Annotated in this window: 9 protein-coding genes; 3 read left to right on the top strand and 6 right to left on the bottom strand. The window is 60.9% G+C overall.

Annotation, left to right across the window (positions count from 1 at the left end; translation table 11 throughout):
- The first annotated feature begins 56 nt into the window (after positions 1–56).
- Positions 57–941, top strand: coding sequence for a LysR substrate-binding domain-containing protein (locus tag AC1RR7_RS03110; protein ID WP_096820109.1), 885 nt, complete (start codon positions 57–59; stop codon positions 939–941).
- 81 nt (positions 942–1,022) lie between these two features.
- Here the strand turns inward: AC1RR7_RS03110 and AC1RR7_RS03105 are convergent, their stop codons facing one another.
- The 5 genes from AC1RR7_RS03105 to AC1RR7_RS03085 all read right to left on the bottom strand — a co-directional run bounded on the left by AC1RR7_RS03105 (position 1,023) and on the right by AC1RR7_RS03085 (position 7,797).
- Positions 1,023–2,636 (bottom strand): GMC family oxidoreductase, encoded by a 1,614-nt coding sequence (locus AC1RR7_RS03105; protein WP_192558253.1) that lies wholly within the window; start codon positions 2,634–2,636, stop codon positions 1,023–1,025.
- Between the two features lie 60 nt (positions 2,637–2,696).
- Positions 2,697–3,914, bottom strand: a complete 1,218-nt coding sequence (locus AC1RR7_RS03100; RefSeq protein ID WP_085731929.1) for a mandelate racemase/muconate lactonizing enzyme family protein — start codon at positions 3,912–3,914, stop codon at positions 2,697–2,699.
- A 1-nt stretch (position 3,915) separates the two neighbouring features.
- On the bottom strand, positions 3,916–5,250 hold the full coding sequence (locus AC1RR7_RS03095; protein WP_493065020.1) for an MFS transporter: 1,335 nt from the start codon (positions 5,248–5,250) through the stop codon (positions 3,916–3,918).
- Positions 5,251–5,332: 82 nt separating this feature from the next.
- Complete coding sequence (aldA, locus tag AC1RR7_RS03090) at positions 5,333–6,757, bottom strand: aldehyde dehydrogenase (protein WP_493156957.1); 1,425 nt, start codon at positions 6,755–6,757, stop codon at positions 5,333–5,335.
- Between the two features lie 107 nt (positions 6,758–6,864).
- Positions 6,865–7,797, bottom strand: a complete 933-nt coding sequence (locus AC1RR7_RS03085) for a LysR substrate-binding domain-containing protein (RefSeq protein WP_096820112.1) — start codon at positions 7,795–7,797, stop codon at positions 6,865–6,867.
- A gap of 185 nt (positions 7,798–7,982) precedes the next feature.
- On the opposite strand from AC1RR7_RS03085, the gene AC1RR7_RS03080 reads away from it, so the two are divergent.
- Positions 7,983–9,161: a hypothetical protein gene (locus AC1RR7_RS03080; RefSeq protein WP_096820113.1), complete on the top strand. Its 1,179-nt coding sequence runs from the start codon at positions 7,983–7,985 to the stop codon at positions 9,159–9,161.
- A gap of 139 nt (positions 9,162–9,300) precedes the next feature.
- The gene (locus tag AC1RR7_RS03075) at positions 9,301–10,176 is read left to right on the top strand and encodes a LysR substrate-binding domain-containing protein (protein ID WP_493156055.1); all 876 of its coding nucleotides are present in this window, start codon (positions 9,301–9,303) and stop codon (positions 10,174–10,176) included.
- Positions 10,177–10,384: 208 nt separating this feature from the next.
- On the opposite strand, the gene AC1RR7_RS03070 is transcribed toward AC1RR7_RS03075, so the two are convergent.
- Positions 10,385–11,749, bottom strand: a complete 1,365-nt coding sequence (locus AC1RR7_RS03070; RefSeq protein WP_493156053.1) for an MFS transporter — start codon at positions 11,747–11,749, stop codon at positions 10,385–10,387.
- Positions 11,750–11,768: the final 19 nt, after the last annotated feature.

Here is an 11,768-nt window from a genome sequence, read left to right as displayed (position 1 = left end):
TGCAGAGCGATGCCGGGACAACCGTAAATTCGACCCGCAATCCATGACTAAAACGAATGAATCCGCGAACCCTCACCCCCTCGATGTCGTTGCTGCTGGCGTTTGAAGCCGCCGCACGCCATGAAAGCTACACCCGCGCCGCCCACGAACTGTCGCTGACCCAGAGTGCGGTCAGCCGTCAGGTGCAGATTCTGGAAAAGATGCTCGGCATGCGCCTGTTCAGCCGTGAAGGCCGGCGGGTGATCCTTACCGACGTCGGGCGCATGTATCAGCGCGAACTGTCCGAAGCCCTCGGGCAGATCCGCAGCGCGACGTTGCAGGCCATGGCGTTTGGCTCGGGGATTCACAGCCTGCGCCTGGCGACCTTGCCGACTTTCGGCTCGAAATGGCTGCTGCCGCGCCTGAAGGATTTCTACACGGCGCACCCGGGCATGACCGTGCACCTGCACTCGCGGATCGAGGCCATCGACTTCGACACCAGCGAAATCGACGCGGCGATTTGTGTCGGCGGCGGTGACTGGCCGGGGCTGACCGCCCACCGCCTGCACACCGAAGAACTGGTGGTGATCGCCAGTGCGCAATTGTCCGACGCCGAACGTCTCGCGGCCAACAAGGATATCGCCGGGCAGCTTCTTCTCAATGTCAGCAGCAACGCTCAGGCGTGGTCCGAGTGGTTCAGCCATCACGCCCTGCCCCATCGCAGCATGCGCATCGGGCCGAGCTTCGAGATGACCTCGCACTTGATCCAGGCCGTGCGCGCCAATATCGGCATCGGGCTGGTGCCGAGGATTCTGGTGGAGGATGAATTGCACAACGGTGAGTTGCTGCAACTGGGCGAACCGATCAGCAGCCGGCGCAGCTATTACCTGGTGTACCCGGCGCGTAATGAGTCATTGGCGTCGTTGAAGGCGTTTCGAGATTGGCTGGTGCAGACGCTTTGAGATGATGCCGGCCCGTAATGGGCCGGCATTCAAAGCCTAGTGCATGCTGGAAAGAGGCTTGCGATCAACTGTCACCGCGCATTACGCATCCTGCAGAATCAGATCCGCGCCCTTCTCTGCCACCATCAGCACCGCTGCATGGGTGTTGCCCGATGTCACGTTGGGGAAGATCGACGCATCGACAATCCGCAACCCCTCGAGGCCGTGCACCTTGAGGCGCTTGTCGACCACCGAACTCTGCTCGTCCGCGCCCATCGCGCAGGAGCCACACAGGTGATAGATCGAGCCGCAGTTGTCGCGGAAGTACTGCAGCATCTGCTCGTCGGTTTCCACCGCCGGCCCCGGCAGGACTTCATCGACCGTGATGCCCCTCAATGACGGAGCGCCCATGATCTTGCGCATCAGGCGACTGCCCTGGATCACCTCGTCGATGTCCTTTTGCGTGCTCAGGTAGTTCGGGTCGATCAATGCCGCATCACGTGGATTCTTCGAGGCAATCGTGATGTGCCCGCGACTGGTCGGGCGACACGGGTTGAAGCACAGCAGGAAACCTGAATACGGCTCGGGCTTGAGGCTGGCCTTGTTGTTTTTCGGAATCTGGTACGACAGCGGGTTGAAATACAGCTGCAGGTTCGGATGGCTCTGTTCCGAGTTACCCCGGAAGAATCCGCCAGCCTGATTGACGCTCATCGCCAGCGCGCCCTTGCGGGTCAACAGGTACTTCACGCCGAGTTTGAACTGGCCGAACAGCGAGCTCAGCTCATCGTTCAGGGTCGGGATATTGGCCTTGTAGTAGTAGCTGACGCACAGGTGATCCTGCAGGTTCTGCCCTACCGCCGGCAGGTGTTTCACCACCGGAATCTGATGTTTGGCCAGCAAGGCGCGATCCGCCACGCCGGACAGTTGCAGGATCTTCGGCGTGTCGACCGCGCCGGCGCACAGGATCACTTCCTTGCGCGCCGTGAAGGTCCTCACCACGCCATGCTGGGTGATGGAAATGCCGGTGGCGCGCTGCTGGCTTTCATCGAACAGGACACGATCGACCAACGCGTAATGCTCGACCGTCAGGTTCGGCCGGCTCAGCGCCGGGTGCAAATGGGCGAAGCTGCTGGAGCTGCGCTGACCGTTGCGGGTGTTGACGTCGTAGATGCCCGCGCCTTCGAATTTCGGCCCGTTGAAATCGTCGCTGCGCGGGTAGCCGAGTTCATCGCAGCCCTTGAGGAATACATCGCAGATCGGGTGAGTCTGACCGGCCATCGGGGTGATGCTGATCGGGCCGCTGCCGCCGTGGTATTCGCTGTCGCCCAGCGGATGGTTTTCCAGTTTGCGGAAGTACGGCAGCACATCCTTGAAGCCCCAGCCATCGTTGCCGTTGGCTGCCCAGTCGTTGAAATCATGGGCCTGACCACGCACGTAGATCATCGCGTTGATCGAGCCCGAACCGCCCTGGACCTTGCCGCGCGGGGCGTAGATTTCGCGATTGCCCAACTGCTTCTGCGGCTGGCTGTAGTACATCCAGTTGAAGGTCGGGTTGTAATACATTTTGGCGAAGCCGACCGGAATCTTGAACCACAGGGAACTGTCCTTGCCGCCCGCCTCCAGCAGCAGCACCGTGTGTTGGCCCGAGGCCGAGAGCCGGTTGGCCAGCACGCAGCCAGCGGCGCCTGCGCCAGCGATGATGTAGTCGTATGTCATGCACGGTTACCGCGTAAGTCTTTTTATCGAACCCGCCCGTTGCCGGGCGGGGAAATCCCGTCAGCCCTTGGCCGGCGATGTGTCTTTGACGTCGGCCGGGGTCGGGGCCATTTGCAGGTGCAGGCGTTCGCCGGTGTACGGCGAATGCTTGCGCACCACGTCCATGTTCAGCTCCACGCCCAGGCCCGGCTCGGTGGACGGGATGATGTAACCGTCCTCCCACTGCAACGGCTTTTTCAGGACCTCGGCGTGGAAGCCGCCCCAGGTCTCGATGCTTTCCTGGATCAGGAAATTCGGCGTGCAGGCCGCGAGCTGGAAACTCGCCGCCGCGCCAATCGGCCCGTTGTACAGGTGCGGGGCGATTTGCGCGTAATAGGCCTCGGCCATGCTGGCGATCTTCTTGCCTTCCAGCAGACCGCCGCAGCGCGCCACGTTCATCTGCAGAATCGACGCACCGCCGGCCTGCAACAGCTTGAAGAACTCGTACTTGGTGGTCAGGCGCTCACCGGTGGCAATCGGAATGCTGGTCTTGGCCGCGACTTGCGCCATGGCCTCTTCCTGGCCCGGCGGCACTGGCTCTTCGAACCACAGCGGGTCGTACTTCTCCAGGCGCTTGGCCAGACGAATCGCCGAAGACGGCACCATTTGCCCGTGAGTGCCGAACAGCAAATCGCACTTGTTGCCCACCGCTTCGCGGATCTTGCGGCAGAAGGTTTCGCAGCGTTCCAGCACTTCCAGCGAAATCTGGTGCCCGGAGTACGCGGTGTACGGCCCGGCCGGGTCGAACTTCACAGCGGTGAAGCCCTTGTTCATGTTGTCGATGGCGCACTCTGCCGCCAGATCCGGGTCGTCGTAGTCGTACTCGCCACGGCTGTTGACCGGGTACAGGTAGGTGTAGGAACGCAGGCGTTCATGGACCTTGCCACCGAGCAGTTCATAGACCGGCTTGTTCGCGGCCTTGCCGATGATGTCCCAGCAAGCCATTTCCAGGCCGCTGACCACGCCCATCATGGTCAGGTCGGGACGCTGGGTGAAACCGCTCGAATAGGCCTGACGGAAGAAGCGTTCGATGTGGTGCGGATCCTGATTCAGCAGGTAGCGTTCGAACACGTCTTCGATGATCGGCAGCATGGCTTTGGGGCCGAAAGTTGCGGCGTAGATCTCGCCGACGCCTTCGATGCCGCAGTCAGTCTTGAGCTTGACGAACAGCCAGTACATGCCGCCGATGTGCGGTGGCGGTACGGCGACGATATGGGTTTCAAGGGCGACGATTTTCATCTCAGGCACCTGTCTTGTTCAAAGAGGTCTTGTTCAAGGATTTGCGATTGATCCGGGCACGCAGGGTCACGGCAGCCAGGGTGCCGATCAGACCGATAGCGGCGATGTAGCCGAAGTACAGCTTGTAGCCGAGGGCGCCGGGGAAATGCTCAGTGAGGTAGCCGTTGATCAACGGGATAAAGGCATCCGGCATGTAACCGACCACCGAGACGATGCCGATGGCCAGTCCGGTGATGCGCAGCGGAATGTTGCAGCTGTCGAGGATCGCCCAGTACAGACCGCGAATCGCGTAGGTCATCAGGCCGATGAAAATCACTGTCGCGATCAGCAACCCCATGCTGTTGAGCGCCGGGAACACGATCAGGCCGACAATCGCCAGACTCGCCAGCAACAGCGCAACGATCAGCACCGAGATGTTCGAAAACTTGTCTCCCAGCCAGCCGCCACCGATGCCGCCGATCGGGCGCATCCACAGTTTGATGGTGGTGATAGTGCCGGCCATCACGGCGGTCAGGCCGCTGCCTTGCAGGTAGTCCGAGAAGCTGTAGGTGGCCCAGAAGATGTGATAACCGCAGAACACGATCGCGGTGACCAGCCACAGTTCAGGGATCTTCACCAAAGTTGCCAGGTCAGTGAGCAGGTTGAACTTGCCCTTCTCCACTGGTGGCGTGTCCTCCATCGACTTCGGGTCCTTGATCAGCACCAGCACACAGCCGATGGCAATACAGGTGAAGGCGTAGAGGTAAACCACGTGCTTGAAACCTTCGGCGGTGGACTCGCCACGGGTTTCGGTGGCGTAGGCGAACAGCCCCAGCGCAACGGTTGCCAGCAATGCTTCGACCAGTCCGCGACCGCCATCGAGAATGCCGAAGAAACGACCCTGTTCGGTGTGATGGGCAATCATCTTCACGCGCTTGAGCACCGAGGCCCAGAACGTCAGGCCGGTGGTCAGACCCCAGCAACCGAAGATGATCATCAGCCCGGTCATCGACGGCGCCGTCGAGTACCACAGCCCCAGCACGCCGGTTGCCACTAGCGAGAAGAAGATCAGGAAACGCGGCGCGATACGGTCGGCCAGCCAGCCGCTCGGCAAGTAGCTGAGCAGGAAAATCGTGCCAAGCATCGAGTACAGATAACCCAGCTCGCTGTGGTTGATCTGGAACACCTCGAGCATGGTGGTCTGGTAGACCTGGCGCAGGTACAGAATCGGGTAGATCGCACCGGCGGCGAGCACCAGCAACATCAGTTGGAAATAGCGACTTCCCTTGTCGCTCTGGCTTTTCGAAGCCGAATTGGAACCCTGAACAGCGGCAGCAGAGGATGCATGCTTGGACATTGAAGTGACCTCGGGCAACCCGTGCTCCGGGCGCCCCTGATAATTGTTTTTATAGGTGTAGCGTGAGGCGTGATGCGGTGGATCAGTACTTCATGACCACGAGTCGGGTCTGGGTGAATTCGAGCATGCCGTGCTTGCCGTCATCGCCGCCCAGGCCCGAACGTTTCCAGCCGGCGTGGTAGCCCTGGTACGGATCGGCCGGGGTGCGGTTGACGTACAACTCGCCGGCTTCGATGGCGTTGGCGACTTTCTGCGCGGTGCGGTAGTTCTCGGTGTACAGCACCGACGACAGGCCGAACTGGTGGTCGTTGGCCATGGCCAGCGCTTCGTCGATGTCGCGGTACTTGAGCACGGGCAGCACCGGGCCGAAGATTTCTTCCTGGACGATTTCCATGTCCTGACGGCAGCCGCTGAGCAGCGTTGGCGGGTAGAAATGCCCCGGGCCTTCCGGCAGCACACCGCCGCTTTCGAGGACGGCGCCGTCGGCAATTGCGCGCTCGACCATGGCGTGGATGTTCTTCTGCGAACTGGCGTTGACCAGCGGGCCCATCAGGTTGGCGTCTGTGGCGCGGTCGCCGAACTTCACGGCAGCGATTTTCGCTTTGAGCAATGCGAGGAAACGCTCGTAGACGCTTTCCTGCACATAGACCCGCTCCACCGCCGTGCACAGCTGGCCGCAGTGAGTGGTTTTGGAGGCAATGATTGCGCTCGCGGCCGCTTCAAGATCGGCGTCGGCTTCGATGATTGCCGGGGTCTTGCCGCCCAGTTCCAGCGACGGTTTGGCGATGTTGGCCTTGCAGTAGTCGAGGACAATGCGCCCGGCGTTGACGCTGCCGGTCAGAGTGATCAGGCCCACGGCTTTATGCGTGCAAACGGCTGCAGCGGTGGCGTGATCCATGGTCAGGATGTTGATCACACCGGCCGGCATGCCCGATTGCTCCACGGCTTTGGCGATTTCGAATGCCGAGGTCGGGGTGTTGTTGCTCGGGCGCACCACCACAGTGTTGCCGGCAATCAGCGCCGGAGCGATTTTGCGCAACAGGGTGTAAACCGGGTAGTTGAACGGAATCAGGCACGCGACGACGCCAATCGGCTCGCGGTGCAGAAACAGGTTTTCGTCGGGGCTGTCGCTGGGAATGATCTCGCCTTCGATGCGGCGCGCCCACTCAGCGTGGTAACGGGTGATCTGCGCGGCATAACGGGCTTCGTTGCTGGCATCGCTCAGGCTTTTGCCGGATTCGGCGGCCAGAGCGGCGCCGATGGCTTCGGCGCGATCTTCAAGGGCAGCCGCAAACGCTCGCAGGTGCTCGGCGCGTTCGATGCTGGTGAGTTTGCCCCAGGTCTTTTGCGCCTTGGCGGCGGCATCGACTGCCGCCGTAGCTTCTTCGGCGGTGGCAGCCGAAACATGACCCACCAACGCTTCGGTGGCCGGGTTGTAGACCGCGATCAGCGCCGCGCTGGCCGGCTCGATGAAGTGGCCGTTAACAAAATTTCGCTCGACTCGCATGTGCATCGCCCATCGTTTGTTTTTATCGATGCCGCCAGTCTTGTCATCGACAGCGGGTTCAACAAACGATTTATCCGGCGATCAAACATTCGAAAAAGGCACGTTACTCAGAAAATTGCCTTCGAAGGCTCAAGCTGGCGCTGCGCCAGCCAGATCTCTTCCTGCAACCACTGACTGAACGCCTGCAATTGCGGCATCTGCGTCTGTTCCGGGCGGGTCACCAGCCAGTAGGACTGGTGGCCTTCCACATGCACGTTGTGCACCTGGGTCAACTGCCCGCTGGCCAGTTCCGAGGCGACCATGTGCCAGTCGGCAATGGTGATCCCCAGACCATCGACCGCCGCTTGAATCGCCAGGTCCAACAGGTCGAATTCATAACCGCCCTGGGTATCGACACCCGTGATGCGCGCCGCGTCAAGCCAGTGTTTCCAGGTCAGGTAACGCTGATCCTCGCGGGCCAGCACATGCAGCAGCGTCAGGCGATTGAGGTCGATGCCCTGATCGCCGCCCTCCCGCGCATACAGGGTCGGTGCGCACACCGCGATGTGCCGCTCCTGAATCAGCAGCGAACTGTCGAGCCCGTCCCACTCGCCGTCGCCAAAACGGATCGCGCAATCGAGGGTGCTGGTTTCCGCGAGACTGTCCTGCAAGCGGGTGGTGATGCTCAGCTCCAGCTCCGGATGCTGCTCGCGCAAACGCCCCAGGCGCGGCATCAACCAGCGGCTGGTGAAGGTGGGTGGCGCATTGATGTGCAAGCGGTTGGCGTGGGTTTTCTGCTGGATGCTGCGCACGGTCAGCTCGATCTTGTCGAACGACTGGTGCAACGCCCGCAGCAGAATCTTGCCGGCACCGGTCAGTTCGAGATGGTGATGACGGCGTTCCAGCAGACTCTCGCCGAGCTGCTCTTCCAGTTGCCGCACCTGACGGCTGACCGCGCTCTGGGTGACGTTGAGCAACTCGGCGGCGCGGGTGAAGCTGCCGGTGCTGCCGGCCACTTCGAATGCTTTGAGTGCATTCAGGCCGGGCATTTTGCGTTTCATACAAGGCACTCGAAAACCACTGACAAGGCGCAAAGCATCCCACGACATTGGCGAATTGTCCTACAGGATTTTCTGAGTAACATGCATTCGATGCAGGTTTCCCCACCGTTTTTATCGTTTGTTCAACATCCCGCAGATAGCAAAACTGCGCGGCATCTCTAATAAAAACAATCGAGAGCCGCTCCATGCCCTTCCCAGCCTCTTTGCGCCTGCGCACAACTTCCATCGCTCTGTTCTGCAGCTTTGCCGCCCCGGCCATGGCGGTACAAGTCACCGACAATCTCGACCTTGGCGGCGCCATTCGTGCCCGCTGGGACGTGGACCCGGATCGCGACATCCAGAAGTTCGGCCTCGACACGGTGTTCCTCAGCGCCAAGTACAACTCCGACACCTGGATCGGTGAAGCGCAATACCGCTTCTACGGCCGCTCCTACCCGTACCAGTACACCAAGAACTACGGCGATATCCGCTTCGCCAAGTTCGCGTGGGTCGGCTACAAGTTCAATCCCGACCAGCAAGTGCAAGTGGGCCTGAACACCGTGCCGTTCGGTTTGCAGCCTTACTTCGGCAGCACCTTCTACGAAACCCTGGGCAACGTCATCGGTCTGGAAGACGTGCAACAGATCGGCACCAAATACATCCAGCAAAGCGGCGACTGGAACCTCCAGGCCGGTTACTACCTGCGTCCGGCCTGGCAAGGCAAAGGCACCAGCAAAGGCGTGACGTATTCGAGCGTGGTGTCCGAAGCCGACAGCTACGTGGCCGACGGCAGCAACAACCAGGAACGCAACACCGTGGTGCTGCGAGTGGCCAGGTCGCTGGATCTGGGGCCGTGGAAATCCGAGGTCGGGATCTCCGGCCTGACCTCGAGCATCGAGAACAAGGACACCAACAATGACGGCCGACGCAACGCCGTGGCCGTGCACTACATGGGCAAGAACGGCCCGTGGGGCGTGCAGTTGCAGGCGGCGCGGCAGCAGATGTCGCCGCGCAACCCCGGCAGCGATGAAGTGGTGACCCTTGGTGGTTACGACGGCACTTACAACGTCGCCAGTCGCGGCAATCTGTACGTGGCCGACCTGAGTTACGACGTGGGCGGCAAATACCTGTTTGACCAGATCAGCGGGATCAAGCTCTACGCCAACTACAGCGCTTTCGACAAGTCCGCCAGCGGCTTCAAAACCTCCGAGCGGATGATCCTCGGCACCTCGTTCTCGGTCAGCAAGTTGTGGGTCGCGACCGAATGGCTGTTCGGCAAAAACGATCCGTACATAGGAGGCAGCAGCTACACCCAGAGCCTTGGCGCGGGCGGGCTGGATCAGTGGGAGAACCAGTTATATGTGAACGTCGGGTATTACTTCTGACGTTCGAAAAAATCGCAGCCAGGGCTGCGATTTTTTTTGCCTGCCCGTTGCGAATTCACCTTGCATCCGCGCCGCCCCGATAGTCAGATAGCCCTCACCCCAAAACAACAAAAACCGCCCGATCCGGAGTCCCGCCTCCATGCGTCAACTGCCCTCGCTCAACACCCTGCGCGTGTTCGAAGAAGTCGCCCGTCATCGCAGTTTCAGCCAGGCCGCTATCGGGCTGAACGTCACCCAGGGCGCGGTCAGTCGCCAGATCAAACAGCTTGAAGACTACCTCGGCGTGGCGCTGTTCGTGCGCACGCCTCAAGGGCTGTCGCTGACCGAAGCCGGCAGCAATCTTTCCCCGCATCTGGCCGAGGCCTTCGACCACATCGAACGCGCCTTGCAAGCGGTGCGTGTGCCGAATCTGCGCCAACGCTTGAAAGTGCTCGCACCGCCCACCTGGGCCACGCGCTGGCTGTCGCCACACCTGCGCGCGTTCTGTCAGCGCTACCCGGACATCAACCTCAGCGTGACCAACCAGATCGGCCACGACAGCCTCACGGAAGTCGATTGCCACATCCGCTTCGGCCTCGCGGCAGCGCCCCATTGCTCCAGCCAATTGCTGGTGATGGAACGGCACATCGCAGTGGCCAGCCCGGAACTGTTCAACGGCGATCAGCCGCCGGATCTGCGGGAATATCCATTGCTGCACATCCTGCACGACGGCAAGCGCTTGAAGGTCTGGGAGAACTGGCTGGCGGCCATGGGACGGGATGACATCGATGCCGGGCAAGGGCTGGAATTCAGCACCCTGGACCAGGTGATCCACACCGCGCTGGCCGGCGGTGGCCTGGCGGTGATCGACCGGCAGATGATCGAAAAGGAACTGGCCAACGGCAGCCTGCTGCCGATCACCCCGATTGAGGTGATCGGCCCTTATGGGTATTGGCTGGATGTGGCGAATGACAAGCAGGGGTTGTCGAAGGTGAAGCTGTTTACCGAATGGCTCGGAATTGTGTCTAACCCCTGAAGCCCCTCACCCTAGCCCTCTCCCGGAGGGAGAGGGAACTGACCGAGTTGTTTATGCGAAATACATCGACCTGAACTATCGAGCCGAACTCAGGACTCGAGAACCATGAAGATCTGCTCCCTTTCCCCCTCTCCCCTTTGGGGAGAGGGCTGGGGTGAGGGGTGGATCTCAAGCAAATCACAATAGTGGCTGCTCACCGTTATTAAAATCACACAGAAGCAGCTACTTTCCCAGCCACAACACCTCCCCCCTCCACCGGACTCTGCGCCTTGCAAGCCTGACTCAACGTCAACGACTTGGTCTCCGGCGCCCAAGCCCAGGACAGCAACGCACCAACCGCCAGAATCGCCGCAAGAATCCCCATGGTCGGGCTCAAACCGATCCCCGCCACACTCACCGGCAGCAGGAACGTACTGATCGCCGAACCCAAACGACTCACCGCCGTCGCCAGACCAATCCCGCTGGCCCGCACTTCCGTCGGGAAGCTCTCCGCCGGGAACACGCCCACCAGGTTGCTGACCGCCGACAACACCAGCGTGAACAAGCCGAACACCAGCACCATCAGCCACGCCGCGCTGCCCGGCAACACCGCCAGCAGAAACAACGCCACCGCCAGAATGATGAACGAGTTGATCAGGAACCCGCGTCGAGTGAATTTGATCGTGCACCAGATGCCGATCAAGGCACCAAGGATCAGCAGCATGTTGAGCATCAGCTCGGTACCAAAACCCTCGGCCAGGCCCATCTTCTGCAGGATCGACGGCAGGAAGGTGTAGATGGCGAAGTACGGCATGACGATGCAGACGAAGAACAGGCAGTTGAACGCCGTGCGCTTACGGTACTCAGGGCTGAACAGCACCGCGTAGCCCGAGCGGGTTTCCGTGGATTGGCTCTCGTCCAGCTCGACGTTGTCGCCCAGGTGTTTTTTGACGATCGCCCGCGCCTCGGCGATGCGCCCCTGATTGACCAGCCAGCGCGGTGATTCCGGCGTGCCGATCCGCGCGATCAGAATCAACGCGGCGGGAATCGCCGATGACGCCAGCATCCAGCGCCAAGCGTCATCACCGAGGCTGAGCATGGCCGTGCCAACGAAGGTCGCCGCGACGTAGCCGAAGGTCCAGATCACGCTGAACGAACCCAGCAACACACCGCGATGCTTCTTCGGCGCGAACTCGGCGAGCATTGCGTGGCCGACACTGAAATCGCCGCCCAGGCCGATGCCGATCAGCACCCGACACAGGAACAGGCTCATGGCGGTTTCGACGTAGAACTGCATCACCGAGGCAATGGTGATCAGCACGAAGCTGACCAGGAAGATTTTCTGCCGGCCGACCTTGTCCGAGATCCAGCCGAAAAACAGACTGCCGAGAAACAGCCCGATCAGCGCCGACGCACCGATCAGGCCCTGCCAGAACGCATCAAGGTGCATCTGCGGGCTGAGCAAGGTGAACGCGATGCCGATCAGGCCAAGGATGTAGCCGTCGGTGAAGTGCGCGCCGAAGGTCAGGCCGGCGATTTTTAGGTGGAAGCGCCCGATGGGCAGGTCATCGATCTTTACGGGTTGAGCGGACATGTTCGTCTCCAATTGTTGT

The sequence above is a fragment of the Pseudomonas sp. GW821-FHT11G12 genome (assembly GCF_058808055.1).
The sequence above is the reverse complement of the archived record's forward strand: the minus strand, read 5'-3'. Positions and strand labels throughout refer to the sequence as shown.